The sequence below is a fragment of the Candidatus Arthromitus sp. SFB-mouse-NL genome (genome assembly GCF_000709435.1).
Classification (GTDB): Bacteria; Bacillota; Clostridia; order Clostridiales; family Clostridiaceae; genus Dwaynesavagella.
In genome coordinates this window covers 256,573-275,904 of the sequence record NZ_CP008713.1, presented here as the reverse complement: position 1 = coordinate 275,904, position 19,332 = coordinate 256,573, and the positions used below count along the sequence as shown (strand labels likewise).

General features: G+C 27.5%; 17 protein-coding genes. 1 reads left to right on the top strand and 16 read right to left on the bottom strand.

Going from position 1 to position 19,332, the window contains the following annotated elements:
* Positions 1–5: 5 nt before the first annotated feature.
* The 14 genes from SFBMNL_RS01290 to SFBMNL_RS01230 all read right to left on the bottom strand — a co-directional run bounded on the left by SFBMNL_RS01290 (position 6) and on the right by SFBMNL_RS01230 (position 16,528).
* Positions 6–578, bottom strand: a complete 573-nt coding sequence (locus tag SFBMNL_RS01290) for a nucleoside recognition domain-containing protein (protein ID WP_042294164.1) — start codon at positions 576–578, stop codon at positions 6–8.
* A gap of 76 nt (positions 579–654) precedes the next feature.
* The gene (locus tag SFBMNL_RS01285) at positions 655–1,653 is read right to left on the bottom strand and encodes a LacI family DNA-binding transcriptional regulator (protein WP_042294161.1); all 999 of its coding nucleotides are present in this window, start codon (positions 1,651–1,653) and stop codon (positions 655–657) included.
* A gap of 43 nt (positions 1,654–1,696) precedes the next feature.
* A complete protein-coding gene (ileS, locus tag SFBMNL_RS01280; protein ID WP_042294159.1) occupies positions 1,697–4,813 on the bottom strand; it encodes an isoleucine--tRNA ligase in 3,117 nt (1,038 codons plus the stop codon).
* A 140-nt stretch (positions 4,814–4,953) separates the two neighbouring features.
* Positions 4,954–5,175: a hypothetical protein gene (locus SFBMNL_RS01275; protein WP_042294158.1), complete on the bottom strand. Its 222-nt coding sequence runs from the start codon at positions 5,173–5,175 to the stop codon at positions 4,954–4,956.
* A 22-nt stretch (positions 5,176–5,197) separates the two neighbouring features.
* Complete coding sequence (locus tag SFBMNL_RS01270) at positions 5,198–5,413, bottom strand: hypothetical protein (protein WP_042294156.1); 216 nt, start codon at positions 5,411–5,413, stop codon at positions 5,198–5,200.
* A gap of 133 nt (positions 5,414–5,546) precedes the next feature.
* Positions 5,547–7,706: a hypothetical protein gene (locus tag SFBMNL_RS01265; protein WP_042294154.1), complete on the bottom strand. Its 2,160-nt coding sequence runs from the start codon at positions 7,704–7,706 to the stop codon at positions 5,547–5,549.
* Between the two features lie 115 nt (positions 7,707–7,821).
* On the bottom strand, positions 7,822–8,019 hold the full coding sequence (locus tag SFBMNL_RS01260) for a heavy-metal-associated domain-containing protein (RefSeq protein ID WP_007439723.1): 198 nt from the start codon (positions 8,017–8,019) through the stop codon (positions 7,822–7,824).
* A gap of 15 nt (positions 8,020–8,034) precedes the next feature.
* Positions 8,035–8,559 (bottom strand): thermonuclease family protein, encoded by a 525-nt coding sequence (locus SFBMNL_RS01255; RefSeq protein WP_042294152.1) that lies wholly within the window; start codon positions 8,557–8,559, stop codon positions 8,035–8,037.
* A gap of 17 nt (positions 8,560–8,576) precedes the next feature.
* A complete protein-coding gene (locus SFBMNL_RS01250) occupies positions 8,577–10,805 on the bottom strand; it encodes a heavy metal translocating P-type ATPase (protein ID WP_042294149.1) in 2,229 nt (742 codons plus the stop codon).
* Positions 10,806–10,815: 10 nt separating this feature from the next.
* Positions 10,816–11,001, bottom strand: coding sequence for a DUF4250 domain-containing protein (locus SFBMNL_RS01245; RefSeq protein ID WP_005807278.1), 186 nt, complete (start codon positions 10,999–11,001; stop codon positions 10,816–10,818).
* Positions 11,002–11,075: 74 nt separating this feature from the next.
* Positions 11,076–11,237 carry a hypothetical protein gene (locus SFBMNL_RS08350; RefSeq protein WP_005807280.1) on the bottom strand — a complete coding sequence of 54 codons (162 nt, stop codon included), beginning with the start codon at positions 11,235–11,237 and terminating at the stop codon, positions 11,076–11,078.
* A 75-nt stretch (positions 11,238–11,312) separates the two neighbouring features.
* Positions 11,313–12,389 (bottom strand): LexA family protein, encoded by a 1,077-nt coding sequence (locus SFBMNL_RS01240; RefSeq protein ID WP_042294146.1) that lies wholly within the window; start codon positions 12,387–12,389, stop codon positions 11,313–11,315.
* Positions 12,390–12,547: 158 nt separating this feature from the next.
* Positions 12,548–14,782, bottom strand: a complete 2,235-nt coding sequence (locus SFBMNL_RS01235) for an N-acetylmuramoyl-L-alanine amidase (RefSeq protein WP_007445792.1) — start codon at positions 14,780–14,782, stop codon at positions 12,548–12,550.
* A gap of 90 nt (positions 14,783–14,872) precedes the next feature.
* On the bottom strand, positions 14,873–16,528 hold the full coding sequence (locus SFBMNL_RS01230) for a glutamine--tRNA ligase/YqeY domain fusion protein (RefSeq protein WP_005807287.1): 1,656 nt from the start codon (positions 16,526–16,528) through the stop codon (positions 14,873–14,875).
* A gap of 141 nt (positions 16,529–16,669) precedes the next feature.
* On the opposite strand from SFBMNL_RS01230, the gene SFBMNL_RS01225 reads away from it, so the two are divergent.
* Positions 16,670–17,233, top strand: a complete 564-nt coding sequence (locus SFBMNL_RS01225; RefSeq protein ID WP_242821372.1) for a hypothetical protein — start codon at positions 16,670–16,672, stop codon at positions 17,231–17,233.
* 12 nt (positions 17,234–17,245) lie between these two features.
* Here the strand turns inward: SFBMNL_RS01225 and SFBMNL_RS01220 are convergent, their stop codons facing one another.
* Positions 17,246–17,767: a TetR/AcrR family transcriptional regulator gene (locus SFBMNL_RS01220; protein ID WP_005807291.1), complete on the bottom strand. Its 522-nt coding sequence runs from the start codon at positions 17,765–17,767 to the stop codon at positions 17,246–17,248.
* A 362-nt stretch (positions 17,768–18,129) separates the two neighbouring features.
* The gene (locus SFBMNL_RS01215) at positions 18,130–19,005 is read right to left on the bottom strand and encodes a tRNA 2-thiocytidine(32) synthetase TtcA (RefSeq protein WP_005807293.1); all 876 of its coding nucleotides are present in this window, start codon (positions 19,003–19,005) and stop codon (positions 18,130–18,132) included.
* Positions 19,006–19,332 lie beyond the last annotated feature (327 nt).

Genomic DNA, 19,332 nt, shown 5'->3' with positions numbered 1-19,332 from the left:
CCCTCCTAAAATACTCTCTGAAGTAACTTGCATATGATTATCGATATAATACTAGTTAAAAATGTTGTTACAATAATTCCAAGCATAACTCCACTATGATCTACAGACCCAGCCATACTTCTTATAGATAAAATAGTAGTAGGAAAAAGCTGTATACAATTAGCATTAAGTACTAAAAATAAAGCCATATCATTCGATGCAACATGTTTATTTTCATTGACCACATCAAGTTCCTCCATAGCTTTAATTCCAAATGGTGTTGCTGCATTTCCAAGTCCTAATATATTAGCAGTTAAATTCATAACAACAGGTCCCATAACCTTTTCATTATTCTTTTCTTTAAATAAAAGCCTAAGCATTGGTCTTAATATGCTTGCAAGTTTCTTTGTAAGGCCACTTTCCTCTGCTATCCTCATAATTCCACACCACAAACACATAACACCTATAAGAGAAATAATTAACGTTACTGTTGATGATGTAGAATCCACGATTGATTTACTTATTTTATCACCATTATTTCCTATCAATGAATAAATAAGTCCCGATCCTATCATAAAGAACCAAATATAATTTATCAAATAATCACCTCGCTCCTTTTTAAGATAATTTTATTTTTCTTATTAAGTTTTTATGTTAAAAAAGAAGAGAGTACAATTATCTTGTACTCTCTCTTTCTATTAAATTATATGGAACTACATAATTAAAACCATCTATTTGTTCATTATTAATTATTTTTATGAGTGTTCTCATACCAATGGATCCTAAATCATAGCTTGCTGTATCAATTGTTGTTAACTTTGGAGAAAATGCCGATGACATTAAAATATTATTAAATCCTATAACCTCACACTCCTGAGGGATATTAACTCCATTTTCACGAAGTGCATCCATCGCCCCTATTGCAAGTTCATCACATGTACAAAATACCCCATCAAAAGAAATGCCACCTTTAATTTTCTTTTGTATATACTCATATCCATTATTCAAAAATGGCTTACAATAACATATAAGTTCCTTGTTTATTTCAATACCATTTTCTTCTAAAGCTTTAATATAACCCTTATATCTATATGCTGATGCATTTAAAGTATCTTTATGATCCCCTATGTATAATATCCTTCGTCTTCCATTTGATATAAGTTTATTTACAGCTTCATTTGCTGCTTTAATATTATCTATTGTTATATTTGGAATATTTTTATTATAAACTGTCGTTTCTATTAAAACTGTCTTTATATCTAATTTCTGTATAATATCCAAACACATATCCTCAAGAGAATTACTCATAAACAAAATGCCGTCAACCATTTTCTCCTTAAGAATATAAATATATTCCTTTTCTTTATCCAGATTTAAATCTGAGTTACATAGAATTATATTATAATTATAAATATTTGCAACATCCTCGATTCCTCTAACTATCTCTGGATATAATGAATTAGATATATCAGGGATTAAAATACCTACTGTCCTCGTTCTTTGTGTTTTCAGACTTCTTGCTATAATATTTGGCCTGTATCCTAATTTAACTACTGCTTCTCTTACTCTTTTTTGAGTATCTTCATTTACAACTTCAATTCCATTTAAAACTCTTGAAACAGTTGCAATGGATACTCCTGCTTCTTTCGCAACATCCTTAATTGAAATAGCCATAATACAATCGCTACACTTGGTAACTTAATCCTTTCTAAAAATTTTACACCCTTAAAACATCTAAAACTAAAGCTTCCTTATTAATATTTAAATCTACATAATTCAAACCTAATTTATCTTCATTAAAATAAATGTTAAGAGTTAACGTTTCTCTTTGTATAATCTCCTTATATTTATCAATTATATTGATTAAATTAAAACTATCTTTTACATAAATATTAATCTTATCACTTACTTCAAAGCCCTTTTCTTTTCTTAAGTTTTGTATCTTACTTATTATTTCACGTACAAATCCTTCTTCTCTTAATATATCTGTAATAGTAGTATCTAGTACAACCCCAATAGTTCCTTCTCCAGAGAATGCATATCCTTCTAATCCATCCATTGTAATTAATACATTATCTTTATTTAAAGAAACCTTATTATCCCCCAAGTCAATCTCTATGCTCTCACCATCTTTAAGTTTTAATGATAATTCCATTTGATTACTCTTTGATAAAAATTCCCTAATTATAGGAATATATCTACCATAATCTTTCCCTAATACAGGTAAGTTTGGTTTAAGATTGAAACTTACATACTTACTTACATTAGCATTAAATTCAATTTCTTTTATATTGAGCTCATCTTTTATAATAGAATGGTAATAAACTTCTAAATCTTCCCCACTCACAAGTATCTTTTGAAGTGGTTGCCTATTTTTAATATTAGCATTATTTCTTGCACTTCTTCCAAGCTTAACTATTTTGTATGCGAGGTCCATTCTACTCTCAAGTTCTTTATCGATTAAATCGTAATTACATTTAGGAAAATCGCACAAATGTATACTCTCTTTTGAATCTTTATCAAAATTCCTTACAAGATTTTGATAAATTTCCTCTGTTATAAATGGGATAAATGGAGCTAATATTTTAGATAAATCAATTAAAACTAAATAAAGTGTCATAAAGGCACTTATCTTATCTTCATCAAAACCATTTGTCCAATATCTTGATCTATTACGCCTTACATACCAATTTGAAAGCTCATCAACAAAAGTTTCTATTTTATAAGCTGCATTAGTTATCTTATAAGAATCAAGCATTTCATCTACTTCTTTAATCAAAGTATTTAATTTTGATAATATCCATCTATCCATAATGTTTGATACATCGTAGTCTTTATAATCATTTGGATTAAATTTATCTAAATTCGCATAAAGAACATAAAAAGAATATACATTCCAATATGTTGATAAAAATCTCTTATGAACTTCTTTTACATCATCTTCTGAAAATCTTGATGGAAGCCATGGATAACTCGATGTATAAAAATGCCATCTAACAGCATCAGCTCCTTGAGAATCAATAACTTCATTTGGGTCAACAACATTTCCTAAATGCTTAGACATTTTCTTCCCATGCTTATCTAAAACGTGTCCTAAAACTACACAATTCTCAAATGGATTTTTATCAAAAATAGCTGTAGATATAGCCATTAAAGTATAAAACCAGCCTCTAGTCTGATCAACAGCTTCTGATATAAATTGAGCTGGAAAATTTTTCTCAAATAATTCCTTATTTTCAAATGGATAATGATATTGAGCAAAAGGCATACTACCTGAATCAAACCAGCAATCTATAACTTCTTTTGTACGAGTCATCTCTCCCCCGCACTTTTCACATTTAAGCTTAATATCATCTATAAATGGTTTATGCAATTCTATATCATCTGGAACATTTATTCCTTTCTCTTTAAGCTCCTCTATAGAACCAATGCAATCTCTATGCAAACATTCGCATTCCCAAATAGGAAGTGGAGTTCCCCAATATCTATCTCTTGATATACTCCAATCTATAACGTTCTCTAAAAAGTTTCCAAATCTTCCTGTCCTTATATTATCTGGATACCATGAAACCTTATCATTATTTTTGAGCAAATCATCTTTAATTGAAGTCATCTTAATGTACCAACTATCTTTTGGATAATACAAAAGAGGTGTATCACATCTCCAGCAGTGAGGATATGCGTGCATATATTTTTCATTTTTAAAAAGCATACCTCTCTCTTCTAGCAGCTTAATTATCTTAAGGTCACAATCTTTTACAAACGTTCCACTAAAGTCACTTATTTCATCTGTAAATTTACCTTGAAGATCGACAGGATTTATAAAAGGCAAATTATTTTTCTGACCAACTTTGTTATCATCTTCCCCAAATGCAGGAGCTATGTGTACAATACCCGTTCCATCAGATAATGTTACATAATCTGCATGAACTACATAAAAACCACGACCCTCTGGTCTTATATAAGTAAATAATTGCTCATAATCAATTCCTTCGAGTTTATCTCCCTTAAACTCACTTATGATTTCATACTCTGTATCGCCCAAAACTTTTAAAAGGTCTTTTGCTAATATATAAATCTCATCGTTTACAGAAACTTCAACATATGTATAAGCTCTATTTATCGCAAGAGCTGTATTAGATGGAAGGGTCCAAGGAGTTGTTGTCCAAGCCAATATGTACTTATTGTTAAACCCCTTAACCTTAAATTTAACAACTACTGTATTATCCTTAACATCTTTATATCCTTGAGCAACCTCATGAGAAGAAAGACCAGTTCCACACCTTGAACAATACGGAAGAATCTTATGTCCTTTATAAAGCAAATCCTTACCCCACATTGTTTTGAGTGCCCACCAAACAGACTCTATGTAATTATTCTGATATGTTACATATGGATTTTCCATATCTACCCAATATCCAATCTTCTTGGACATTTCTTCCCACATTTCAACATATTTAAACACGTTATTTTTACATTCTAAAACAAACTTATTTACACCAAAATCCTCTATTTCTTTCTTACCTGAAATAGAAAGTTTCTTCTCAATCTCAAGTTCAACAGGAAGGCCATGGGTATCCCATCCAGCTTTTCTCAAAACCTTATAGCCCTTCATAACCTTATACCTAGGTATTATATCTTTAATAACCCTTGTTATGACATGACCTATGTGTGGTTTACCATTAGCTGTTGGTGGACCATCATAAAAGCTGAAATATTCACCATCTTCATTTCTATCAAAGTTCTTCTTTACAATATTGCTCTTTACCCAAAAATCTAGTATATTTTTATCTATTTGACTCATAGGAGCATTAGATTCGACCTTTTTATACATAAACCCTCCAAGCTAATATTTAAATTAAAAATACTTCACCTTAACAAATAAGGTGAAGTATTTAAATCATTTTTCTAAAATTATAAGTTCATACTCAAAAATTGTCAATTATGTAGAAATTTTATAATATGTTTAAATTACTAATTTTCATATCCAGGTGATGGATATGCAGGAGAAGATGGACTTCTTAAAACCCTAGATTCCGGTGGTGGATATACTCCCTCTTTTGCATTAAGCTCCAACTTCTTTTTTTCTATCTCATCTAATTTAGATTGATTCGTAATTCCAACTCCAGCTAAGGCAGCAGCTAAACCTAACGTAGTAATTATTCCAATCCCTCCAATTAACCAACGCACTTGCATTTATTATCACCCCCTACTTATATTAATTAATAAATCCATTTGGTGGCGTTACATTTATATCTTTAGTTATATCCTCAACAGTCTTTATTTCTCTTCTTAATCTATTAAGTTCGGTATCTCTTAACGTACTTTTATTCCCTTCAATTCCGAGTCCTACCGAAAGTCCAACTACAGTCGCAATACTTAAAAGTCCAACCCCTATAGCTGTACCCATGCTAACTCCTCTTCCAACAGCCAAAACAATCCCTCCTACCATATAATTTATTCAAATTTAAGAAACTATAATTTACGATATATTAACAATATTATATAATATTTCATATTTGCCTTCAATAGTTTTTAACCTTTTTGTAATTTATAAGCAAACATAACTAATAGATTCCATTTAATATATTAAACCTATATCCTTTATTTTCAGTATTTGTAGTTGGAAACATAGATGTATTTATTCCTTTTATATCCTTAAAATTATTAATACCCACCATATCATTTAAAAGTGAGTCCCCCTCTAAAAATATAAGATCCTTATTCCTAAATACAATGTACTCATCAATCCCCTTAGATTCTATTTGTTTATCTTCAGTACTCGTCTTATCTAAAAAATATTTATCATTAACACCTTTAGAAGATAACGATATGTAATTCCCCGAATTAATCTTATCAATCTCTTTAAAATCAAGCATATAGATTTCAAATACATCAAATTCATCTTCAATATTGAAGAATTTTTTCATAAAACCAGAAGACACAACTCTAGCAAAATCATCTGAATCCTTAAAAGATAAGTAACTTCCATAATCATCTTTTATTTTAAATTCATCATCACGACCATCATTTTTCTCAATAATAAATCTAACCTTATTATTCTTATTCTTATCAAAAATTAATTTGTTATTTAAAAATCCATAATCCGTACTAACAGAAGTTCCAACAAGCTTATTATATAAATTAAAAGTCGTAAAATCATCATTGTTTGTTCTTATCTCAAAGATAAACTTACCTAAATCATTTATCCCTTTTTCATAATTAAAATATCCATTTAAATACGAATCATTATATAATGTTTCATTCATCGCATCCCCATCTTTTGGATTTACACTTAAAAATTCACCTGTTTCTTTATTTTTAAACATCACTTGAACATAATTTGAAGATAATATTTCCTCCTTCACCTCACCATAAGTAACCTTTTTTAAAATTGAAGATGACATATCATTAAACCTAAATATATCTCCATTTTCAATTTCAGCATCTCCCGTATAATAATAAGTCTTATCTTTTGATTTGTTTTTTTTCACAAATACCCTATTTGATATATCAAATATTCTATTCTCTGACGTTAATATAAAATCAGATGGAAAATCACTTAAAATAAACATATTTGTTCCCGAATCATAAGACAAAAATTTATTTTCATTAATATCATAAAATTTATATATATCAAACGTCTTGTTTGGAGTAAACACATAGTTTCCTCCTCTTAGATCTCTATACATCTTAAAATTTATAAGATTATCTCCTATAGTTTCACCGTTTTCTTCATACGCCTTATATGTTTTAATTAAATTATCATCAAAATACAACTTGTAATTATCAATCAAATTTATAATATCAACCGATCCATCTTCTCTTTTATCAATCTTAAAAATATTATCATCTCTAGAATCAAATATAAAAACCTGATTCCTAAGCTCACTCTCATAAATATTAGACAAACTATATGTATTACTTATTTTTAAATCTCCTGAACTTCCAGCACTAAAAGTTATAACAGGAGTATGAAATCTATTATAAATAGTAAAATTAACATTATCTCTAAGAAATAAATTCTTAGTATTCTCATCTACCTGAGCACTTAATGAATTTATAACAGGAATCTTTATGTTCTTGTTTATATGACCAAAATTATAAATAAAATTCCCATCTAAATCGCTATAATAATTGCTCTCTATTTTAAATTCCTTATCATAAAAGTTCGATATGTAATTTTCAAAATTTAAATATATAAAATCTGAATCTTTAGAGTAACTGAACCTAAACTCAAAAGAATCAATCTCTATATTATAAGATGTGTTATTGTATCTATTATATATATTAACAAGTTTTGTGATCTTATTTGTACTGCCATCGTCTAGATCTTTTAATTTTATCTTAAATATCCTCTTCCCATCCTTTGAGTCTATAACCTCATACGCATACTCACCAAGTGGCTTCTTGTCTATAATTATCTCATTTAAAATAACATCATTTAATACAGAGCTATTACTTATTAAAATATTTAAATTCTCATATGTATTTTTAAGTTCATAAATATCCTTAGCCCCCTGAGATGATACCTTATTTATAGAAGTATTCCACCAATCAAGATAAACCTTATCAACTAAATTTGCATTCTCCTTAAATTCACTAATCCTACCATTAACCAGTCTTGTATCACCATATTTAAAATAAACCTGCAATAAAAAGATTGTAATAAAAAACACTGAAGAAACAATGCCAAATGATATATAATACAACCTTCTTCGATCCACTTATTTCAACTCCCCCTTTTCTAATAATTTTACACCAATAAATTTCCATATAAAATACAAAAAAACTGACAATTTATAAGAAAAACTCTTATAAAATTGTCAGTTTATATAAAATTTATTCTATATTATCTACATCAAATCCATAATCCGCAATTATATCAACTATTTCGTCGTTTGATCTATCTATATTACACATAACTGTCTTGGTATCTAAATCAACTTTTATATCTGTTCCACCTATCTCCTCTAATGCACTCCTAACCTTTTTCTCACAATGAGAACACTTCATACCATTTATATATATCTTTTTCAATTGATAAACACTCCTTTATTTCGATTTCTTATATCCATCTTCTGTAACATACCCATCTATACTCCAAATATTTTCTTGTCTTTCCTTAGCTCTATCTTGAGATGCTTTAAGCCTTTTTAAATACTTAGCAGAATCGAATATATAAGCAAGCCTTCCATACCCATTCTCTATAATATCCTCATTTATCATCTCAAGCTCTTTATTATCATTATAATACCATACATAAGCCCATATCTTGCCATGTTTATCCATCTCTTCACCATCTAATTCCAAATAAACATAATCAACATTTGATAACTTATTATATAAATATTTCTTAGCTTCAACTCCAAAAGGATAGTTCCCTCTAAGTTCTGGAGAATCAACAAGAATTAATCTAACATCCTTTAATTCTTCATCTATTATAACCTTTATTGTATTTCCATCTATAACCTTATTAAATTGAACCTTGTGCAAATTCTTATCTTCAAAAGAACAAGACATTGTAAAACCTAATAAAATGATTAAAACCATAAATAGATATACAAACTTAAATTTCAATTCAAAACCTCCTAAATTTAGATCAGTTTTATAAATTTAAGTCTTAATGCATTTATTACAACAGATACAGAGCTGAAACTCATAGCAATAGCTGAAATCATTGGGTTTAAAAGAATTCCTCCAAATAAATAAAATACCCCCATAGCTACAGGAACTCCAATTACATTATATAAAAATGCCCAAAATAAATTTTGTTTTATATTCCCTATCGTACTCTTGGAAAGTTTCAAAAACTTTGGAATATCCATTAAATCACTTTTCATTAAAATTACGGAAGATGATTCGATAGCTATATCAGTTCCAGATCCAATTGCTATACCAACATTTGAATTCATAAGTGCTGGAGCATCATTTATTCCATCACCAACCATACAAACTTTGTATCCCTTATCTCTAAGTTTCTGAACTTCAGAGGATTTATCTTTAGGTAAAACTTCCGAAATCACCTCATCAATACCTACCTGATTTCCTATAGCAAATGAAGTTTTAAAATTATCCCCAGTAAGCATTATTACTTTTATACCCATAGATTTTAACTTTGAAATTGCATCCTTAGAACTCTTTTTAACCGTATCTGCAACACTAAAAATTCCCCCAAGAACTCTGTCTATAACGACAAACATCGTAGTCTTACCATGCATCGATAAGTCATCACTTACATCCTTAAATTTATCTATACTTATATGATTCACATCCAATAGTTTTTTATTACCTATAAATATTTTCCTTCCATCAACTTCACCATAAACTCCCATACCTTCTATAATCTTAAAATTATCTACATCTAAAGTATCTATATTTTTCTCTTTCCCATACTCCAATATAGCTTCACCAAGTGGATGCTCAGATCCCTTTTCTATGCTAGTCACATACTTGATCATCTCTTCATTATCTTTAAATACATCCTTATCGATTATTAAATCTGTAACTTTAGGTTTACCCTCGGTTATAGTACCTGTTTTATCAAGTACTACAACATTTATTTTATGAGCATCCTCAAGTGCTTCGCCAGATTTTATAAGTATCCCATTTTCCGCACCAATTCCAGTTGAAACCATTATAGATGTAGGAGTTGCAAGTCCTAAGGCACATGGACACGCTATGACCAAAACCGATACAAATATTGAAAATGCAAAACCAAAATTCCTTTCATAAATTAGCCAAAATATAAATGATAAAAGTGCAATTGCTATAATCGTTGGCACAAAATAGTAAGAAACCGTATCCGCAAGTTTTGAAATTTTAGGCTTAGAGTTCTGTGCTTCCTCAACAAGCTTAATTATTTGAGATAACATGGTATTGTCACCTACTTTTGTAACCCTATATTTTACAAATCCATTTTTATTTATACTTGCACCTATTACATCATCTGAAACTTTTTTATAAACAGGTACACTTTCACCTGTAAGCATAGATTCATCAACTAAACAGCTACCATATATTATCTCCCCATCAACAGGAAACTTATCTCCAGATTTTACAATAACTATATCTGAAACCTTAACCTCATCAATGCTTACTTCAACCTCATCTCCATCTTTCTCAATCAAGGCAGTCTTAGGCGATAATCCCATCAATTTCTTTATAGCCTTTGAAGTTTTACCCTTAGTTACACCCTCTAAATACTTCCCAAGTGTAATTAAAGTTAATATAGTCGCAGAAGATTCATAATATAAATTCATAGCTCTACTATGATCACCTAATATAACTTTTATGGTTTCATAGAGAGAATATAAAAATGCTGCAAATGTTCCTATTGTTATTAAACTATCCATATTAGGTTTAAGATTTATAAGACTCTTAATACCTTTTTTAAAAAATGGAAATCCAACAATCATAACGGGCATAACCAAAATTAATTGAGCAATTGTAAAATTAAAAGGATTGCTCATATGATCGAAGAAATCAATAACCTTATAAGAAAACATATGACCCATGGATATATATAAAAGTGGTATAGTAAATACAAGGGATATAATAAATCTTTTCAAAATATTTCTTATATACTCATTTTCACGGTCATAATAGTTATCCTCTGACGATTTATCAATTCCATATCCGAGTTTAATTACATAAGATTCAATCTGATCAAGATTTATCTCTTTCTCGTCAAAATTTATGGTTAACTTCTCAGTTGACAAGTTAACCACAACATTATTTACCCCTTTTTTTCTAGAAAGCGACTTTTCAATTGATGATGAACAAGCAGCACAAGTCATTCCTGTTATTTTTAGTACTTTTTTCATAATCCATCCCCTATAACATTTTAATTTGATTTATATCCTTATGATATTTCATATTTAAGGAATTTAATTTTTCCATAACATCTTCAACGCTAATATCATAATAATTACAAAATTCCTCCATACTGTCAAACTCATCTCTAAGTTTCATATTAACAATGCTAAAAAACATATTTTTATCCATCTTTAAAAAATCCATTTCAATCCCCCTATTTTATCTAAAAAACTTAAAACTTCCTATAAATAAATTAAGGAAGTTTCTACTCATAATATCTACTCTTCTATAACTATTGCATTAGGCGATTCACATGTATCCACATCTTCTTCATTACATTGCTCATTTATAGATTTTTTACTTTCTTTTTTATCAAGTGCAATAATAAGAGCCGTTAATGACAAAGTAACAGCAAGTAATCCCAATTTAAAATACTTCACAATATCACCTCAAATATTAATCTAAAAAAATTTATACCATATTATAACATAAAATAACTGTATATCTATCCTTAGTTAAAAATTATTATACTTTCTTATATAAGCTAATACCTTTCCAACTACCTTCACATCGTCATTTGAATATATATCACTAAAAATACTATAATCAGATATAAATTTTACATCTCCATCTTCCTTCACATACTTCCTAGCATACAAATGATTTTCTTTTACTATTACAACGACATCACCATTATTTATCTCACAACTAGAATCAATTAAAACCATATCTCCTATAAATAAATCATACTTACTCATGCCTTCATCATCTATTTCAACAAAATACAAACCTTCTTCATATGATATCCAGTCTTTCAATATTTTAATTGTGTCTTTTATATTTAAATATCTATCAATTAAAAATATATCTATACTTTCAGAAGTCAAATCATATAAAAAAGTTCCCATATCTTTGTATATAGATTTACAACTTGTATAATATCTAAATACTTCTTTAGTATTAAAATCTACATAATCCTTATATTCATAATTTAAATATTTAATCTCAGGATCCATATCTATTTGAGTAAATTCATCTTGATCATCATCTTCAATTACATATCTAAATTTATATAAGACCTCTTTTAAATTAATAATTTTGCGAGAATACTCAACTAAATCATTCACACTCTCAATATTATCATTTGAATCTTGTATAAAATAAACCTTAGAATAAGATAAATTTTTAAACATAGAAAACACTTTGTACACGTCACTTTTAATAAAGTTTTCGATATTATCAATTATTATATGGGTATACACTCGTCCAATATTTAAATTACTCAATTGATCAATAGTTAAAATATGTACTTCGATATCATCAGAAGGAAGTATAGATTTATATAAGTTGCTCCTATTTATGTAATTAAATATATCTATAACTTGTTCAATTTCATTTTCACATGATAAAAATAATATTTTATCATTCAAATCAAAACAATAGTTTCTCTTCAAATACAGCGCTTTAAAAATTGTAGCTATAGTCTTACCAGAATTTCGCTTACCCTTAACTAAGCAAAATTTATCATTTATATATTTAACAAAATTATCCTGGGTACTATTCAAAAACATATCTAAAGAAACCACTACCATATCTAATTGCTCTCCTAAACTCTAAAACTATAATTTCAGTCAATCTTAAAACTCATTATAATATATTTTTTAGTAAAAGTATATTTCATTTTTTGACAAAATTATATATATTTTTCGATAATAAAATAAAGTGGATACTCTTTTAAAGTAACCACTTATTATATTTCTTCAATCCCTAAATAGGATAGTATACTCCTGTATATAGCTTCTGATATATTCCTCTGATAATTATCATCTATTAAATTATTTGATTCATTTTTATTTGTAATAAACCCGCACTCTACTAATACCGAAGGTATAATATTCTCTCTTAATACGACAAAATTCGAAGTTTTAACTCCACGATCAAAGGCATCTGTATTATCAATTAAATTTTTCTGAATCAAATTACATAAATCTTTGCTATCATTTTCCTTAAAATAATAATAAGTCTCAATACCATTTGCATTTTCATTGTCAAAAGCATTTTGATGAATAGAGATAAATATATCCCCACCTAAAAAAGAACATAACTTAACTCTATCACTCAAATCTATTTTAATATCATTTATACGCGTATTTTTTATACTAACCTTATTACTATCCATTAATAAATTACTTGTATAATTACAAATAGATAAATTTATATCCTTCTCTAATATATCTTCTTGAGTTTTAGCTCCAGGTTCATCTCCACCATGACCAGCATCAAGCACCACTATATACTTATCTTTAACCTCAAAGCTAAAATAAAATTTTAAAATATTTTCCCTATTTTTAGAATTACTAACTATCACATTTAATTTATATATCCCACTATCATCTGTAGTAAATGTATACAAGCCATCTTTATCAAAATCTCTTTCTAATACATCGTTTCCATCTTTTTCTAATACAAATTTAAATTCATTATTTTTATTGTAAGACTTTATCATAAATTCTATATTACTATTTATAATTTTAGGTCCATCATCTACAAATCTCTCTTCAATAAGTCCAAATTCATCATTCACAATAAAAGCACAAACAATTCTATTTTCAATAGAATTATAATTCAGTTTAGTTATCGCATAAACTCCATCTTCCTTATTTAAAGTTATATTAGTACTCAATCCATCACTCGGCAATATATCTTTTATATAATTTCCATTTTCCGTATCCAAATCATCATAAGGAAATTTATAAACTAAAATATTTTTAGTATTCTCATATCCTTCGTCTAAAATATTAAACTCTATCTTATTTCCATTCAATTTAGAGGTTATGTTAAAATCACATAAAGTATAATAACTATCAAAAGATTTAAATCTAGGAACAACTGCTTTTGTAGTCATAAGTCCCCTGAGTCTATCAATTTCATCAAAATTTTTGCACAAAAATCCATTTATAAAACTATTATTTCTAGTGGTAGTTATAACATCTAAAATATTATCTTCACCTTGAACAAATACATCAACTAAATGAGTTCTAAATTTTTTCTCCCACCAACACATTATACTCTCTATATCAGAAATCTCACTTATACTATTATCAATCTTTATAACTATATAATTTACATATCCCATTTTACATATATTCAAAGAATCAAAAGCACCCTTATCATAATCAGAATACCCTTCATAATTTATTCCATTAAAATCATCGTTAAATGTTCTCCAAATGTAATTAACCCCGATTCCAAATTTCAATTCACTCTTATAACTTTTAAACTTATCTCCCAAAACTTTTACAAAATCATTTACATTCTGCCTTCTAAAATTTTCCTTTGAAAGTTTATCTTCATTATATGTATTAAAGCTATAGGAATCATTAAAAGTATACTTATCTATATTTTTAGGATAAATAATACCATCTAAATAAATCCCATCAAACTTATATTTTGTTCCAATGTCTACAATAACATTTATTAAATAATCCCTAACCTCATGAACACCTGGATCTAAGTAGTACATATCATTAAATTTTATAATACAATCCAGTTTATCTTTTATAAACGATTTATCACTTAAAGAAATTAAATACTCTTCCAAATTACCTATCTCAACACCTTTTAAATGAAAATCTGAAAAAGTCCCATGAATGTCTAATGAACGTTTAACTCCCTCTTTCACAATAACTTCCAATGCATTTTTATGTAAATCATTAAATTTACCTGTGATATTTAAATCAATAAACCACGATATATCAACAAATATGGTATTAAATCCACTATCCTTAAAATCGTCGTACGACTGTGTTATGTAATTTCTAAAATCAATTAAATTAAATTCTCCATTTAAATTAATAGCATCTAAACAAAGATATGCACCTCTCATCTCATATTTAATTTCTTTAGCCATTACAATCTTATGTACGAATAAAATCTGAAACAATAAACATAAAAAAAATAAAAGTAGCTTAAAATATTTTTTCAAAACAAATCACCTACAAAAGAAACTAATCATCTTTATATAGTTAACACTTTTTGAAAAACTATTCTTCAATTAAGCTACTTTAAAATAAATTTATTTATTTAGTTTAAATGAACTTTTAAGAGCAGTAATTCTGTTAAATACAAGCTTATCATCCGTTGTATATTTAGGATCTACAGAAAAATATCCATGCCTAAATATTTGATATTTATCATAAGGGATACTACCTTTCGCATTATTTTCAATAAATCCCTCAAATATCTCTAAAGAATCCTCATTTATGTTATCTAAAAAATTATCACTAACAATTTCTTGATCTAAAATAAGAGGTTTAAATAATCTAAATTGAGCTCTCATAGCTGTTGTTGAATCAACAAAATGAATCGTACCCTTAACTTTTCTTCCCGTAAATCCACTTCCGCTTTTAGTCTCAGGATCATAAGTACAATGAAGTTCTAAAATCTTACCATTTTCATCTTTTATAACATCATTACACTTTATAAAATAAGCACCCTTAAGCCTAACTTCATTTCCTTTAAACAATCTAAAATATTTAGAAGGAGGATTTTCCATAAAATCATCTCTATCTATATATATATACTTTGAAAATGTTATTCTTCTAGTACCCATAGACTCATCATCTTTATTATTTTCTATAACCAATTCCTCAACTTTTCCCTCTTCATAATTTGTAATAACAACTTTAATTGGATCGATAACTGCCATTATTCTTGCACACTTAGGATTTAAGTCTTCCCTTAAAAAATACTCAAGCATTTGATAATCAACCAAACTATTAGCCTTTGATACACCTATGGCACGACAAAAATTTCTTATTGATTCAGGAGTAAACCCTCTTCTTCTAAATCCCGATATCGTAGGCATACGCGGATCATCCCAACCATCCACAACATTATTATCAACTAAAGCTTTTAGTTTCCTTTTACTCATAACAGTATTTGTAAGATTAAGTCTTGCAAACTCTATTTGTCTTGGTATATTTTCCATCTCACACTCACGAACAAACCAATCATAAAGTGGTCTATGATCCTCAAATTCAAGGGTACATATCGAATAAGTAATACCTTCAATAGCATCCTCAATAGGATGGGCAAAATCATACATAGGATAAACACACCACTTATCACCCGTATTATGGTGAATCGCATGAGAAATTCTATATATTATAGGGTCTCTCATATTAATATTGCTAGAAGACATATCTATTTTTGCCCTTAATACCTTCTCTCCATCTTTAAATTCTCCATTCCTCATCCTATAAAATAAATCTAAATTTTCCTCAACCGATCTATTCCTATATGGAGATTCAACTCCAGGTTCTTGGAGAGTTCCTCTATATTTTTTGATCTCTTCTCCATTTAAATCACAAACATATGCTAATCCTTTTTTTATAAGTAGTATCGCCTTATCGTACATAATTTCAAAGTAATCAGATGCAAAAATTATCTTATCCCACTTATAACCAAGCCATTCAACATCCCTTTTTATTGATTCAACATATTCCATATCCTCTTTAATAGGATTTGTATCATCAAACCTTAAATTGGTATTTCCATTAAATTCAGACGCTAAAGAAAAGTTTATCTCTAAAGACTTAGCATGACCTATATGTAAATAACCATTTGGTTCTGGTGGAAACCTAGTTATTATTGAATCATTTTTCCCATTTTTAATATCATCAATTATGATATTCCTAATAAAATTTGATACTCTGTTCTCATTAATCATACAAAATCCTTTCTAACCCCTATTTTTCTTATTTATTTAACTATAGCATATTTAAAATCTTTAGTGTACAATTCTAGTATTAAAAATATGCACAAGTATATAAAGGAGATTTATAGTGTGATTACCAAAAAAATTTTCAAATTGACATCATTTGAATTAATAAATTTAGTATTATCAATACTAACATTAGTATTATCGTTAATATCAACCAAATATGATCTAATTTATGGCGGAGGATCATTATTAATTGCATCGATTATCTCGATACTATTTATTAAAATATTACCAATTGATTTCAATAAATTTGAAATCAATATACTCCAATTTCATATTTTTATTTCCATATTCTTGGGAACTACTTTAAACTTCTACTCAATATTACCAGAATTTGATTTTTATCTACACTTATTCTTTGGATTTGTATGTTCTATACTTTCAATACCAATCATAAGGTATTTTTGCAATAAATCAAACCTAAAAATAAGTAATTTAAAAATGGGTTTTATAATCCTTATAATATTTGGATTCGCAGCATCATGTGGAATGTTATGGGAAATATATGAATTTTCAGTAGATAAACTACTTCTACTAAACACTCAAAATAATAGCTTACTTGATACAATGACAGATATAATAGCAAATACAATAGGAAGTATTGCTTTTTGCATAATATATCTATTTAAACACAAAGAACAGGCAAGATAATGCCTGTTCTTTTTATTTTTCATAATACAAAAATAAATTACAAATAAACTTAATATTATCCTCATCGCTAAACTCATAAGAATCTATAAATAATATTACAGACATAAACAAAGATAATACTATCCTTCTTGCTATATCCCTGTATTTTTCATTTATAATTTTAACAATAATACCTTCAACATCAGTTATAATTGCATCATACAACTTATTAACATTAGCAGCTTTCTCAATAGGTATACTCTTAAATGTTAATCCAAACCCTTTATTATTCTTAATATAATAATATATTTCCCTAATAAAACTAGCTAAATCTTCTTTCCTTTTTAAAGTCTCCAAAAATAAATTCCAACTATTACTTATAACCTCACAAAATATCTCTTCCTTATTTTCATAGTAATTATAAAATGTTCCTACTGCCATTTTACACTTTTGAGCAATAGTTTTTATATCTACTCCTGAGTATCCATTTACAAGAAATAAATTCTTAACTCTTTCACAAATTTCCTTTTTATCACATAGAACCGATTTTGGCATCTAAATTTTAAAACTATTTATAAAAATAGTTATCTCCTTCCTTGTAAAAATAAAAAGTCATAATTAAAACTTACCTTAACATTAATTAAACATGTTTAACTAACCTATAATAATATAAAACTATAGATATTAAATCCCCATAAAATCAATCTATATATCATTATATAATTAATTTCTAATTTTATAAATAGATTTATGAATTTTTAAAAATTTATTTAATTTATTTTTTGAATTTACAAATTATTTCAATCTCTAATGTATTGCAATACTTAATAATAAACATACACCTTATTATATAATAACATTAGAATAAATTTAAATGAAATTATTATTAAAAATAATACAAATTTTTAGTTTCTACTTTATTTTTTACCATACCTATCTAAATAAGAAATATTTTTACCATCTTTAATCCACCCAAGTATAGAGTCCATATTTACATTTTGAGCTGCTGCAAATATAGATTTATCTACATGCTTATAACTTTTCTTCATATTAGATATCAAATCTTTTATTTCATATCTTTTACTACCTATACGCTTAGCTGATACCATACAAGCACAGTTAAGTGCCATCAAACCAGAATTTTTTATAAATGTAATTATAGATTGCTCCTCTATATAGTACATTGGTCTAATTAATTCTATATCTTTAAAATTATCCGCTTCTAACTTTGGTAACATCGTCTTAAAATTACCCGAGTAAAACACATTTAAAAGTGTTGTTTCTATTACATCATTAAAATGATGTCCAAGTGCAAGTTTATTACAATTAAGTTCCTTAGCCTTTGCATATAAGAACCCTCTTCTCATACGTGCACACATATAACATGGATAATCTCTTGCTATCTTATCCACAACAGTAAACACATCTGAATCAAATATCTTAAGTGGTATCTCTAAATGTCTACAATTTTCTTCCAATAAAATACGTATATGTTTGTGATATCCAGGGTCCATTGTTATAAACTCTAACTCAAAATTATTTCTACCATGTCTCTTAAGCTCTTGGAATAATTTTGCAAGTAGAAGCGAATCTTTTCCTCCAGATATAGCAATCGCAATTCTATCTCCATCTTCTACCAAATTATAATCATTTATCGCTTTCGTAAATTTAGTCCATATTCTTTTTCTATACCTCTTTATGATACTCTGCTCAATTTCCTTAACACTTTTCTTCGCTCCAATCGGCATATGACTCTCACAGTGAGAAACTATACTACCTCTATCATCATTCATATTAAACTTTCTCCCTATGCTATAATGTTTTAAATGTAAAAATAATAAATTATATATAATGAAAATAAATTCACTAACTTTGTAACAAATAGTTTATTTTTTTATTGACTATGAAATAAATTTATTATATATTTTAAGTTAGATATATTGCAAGTTAAAGTTTAATATATTGTCATTTCTAAATAATTTATATAAGTCATTATTGTATTTAATTGAGCTTAATTAGATATTATAGTGGCTTAAATTTTTATGATATAAAGTTTAATTATACTAAACTTTATATATTTATTAAGTAAACTTTTGTATCTCTGAGGGAGGGTGTAAAGT

What these genes read in the sequence shown, in the direction of transcription:
- SFBMNL_RS01250 (WP_042294149.1), bottom strand. Translation starts at nt 10,805, where the DNA reads ATGAAAAAAGTACTAAAAATAACAGGAATGACTTGTGCTGCTTGTTCA.
- SFBMNL_RS01275 (WP_042294158.1), bottom strand. Translation starts at nt 5,175, where the DNA reads ATGCAAGTGCGTTGGTTAATTGGAGGGATTGGAATAATTACTACGTTA.
- ileS (WP_042294159.1), bottom strand. Translation starts at nt 4,813, where the DNA reads ATGTATAAAAAGGTCGAATCTAATGCTCCTATGAGTCAAATAGATAAA.
- SFBMNL_RS01220 (WP_005807291.1), bottom strand. Translation starts at nt 17,767, where the DNA reads ATGCCAAAATCGGTTCTATGTGATAAAAAGGAAATTTGTGAAAGAGTT.
- SFBMNL_RS01245 (WP_005807278.1), bottom strand. Translation starts at nt 11,001, where the DNA reads ATGGATTTTTTAAAGATGGATAAAAATATGTTTTTTAGCATTGTTAAT.
- SFBMNL_RS01240 (WP_042294146.1), bottom strand. Translation starts at nt 12,389, where the DNA reads ATGGTAGTGGTTTCTTTAGATATGTTTTTGAATAGTACCCAGGATAAT.
- SFBMNL_RS01285 (WP_042294161.1), bottom strand. Translation starts at nt 1,653, where the DNA reads ATGGCTATTTCAATTAAGGATGTTGCGAAAGAAGCAGGAGTATCCATT.
- SFBMNL_RS01215 (WP_005807293.1), bottom strand. Translation starts at nt 19,005, where the DNA reads ATGAATGATGATAGAGGTAGTATAGTTTCTCACTGTGAGAGTCATATG.
- SFBMNL_RS01230 (WP_005807287.1), bottom strand. Translation starts at nt 16,528, where the DNA reads ATGATTAATGAGAACAGAGTATCAAATTTTATTAGGAATATCATAATT.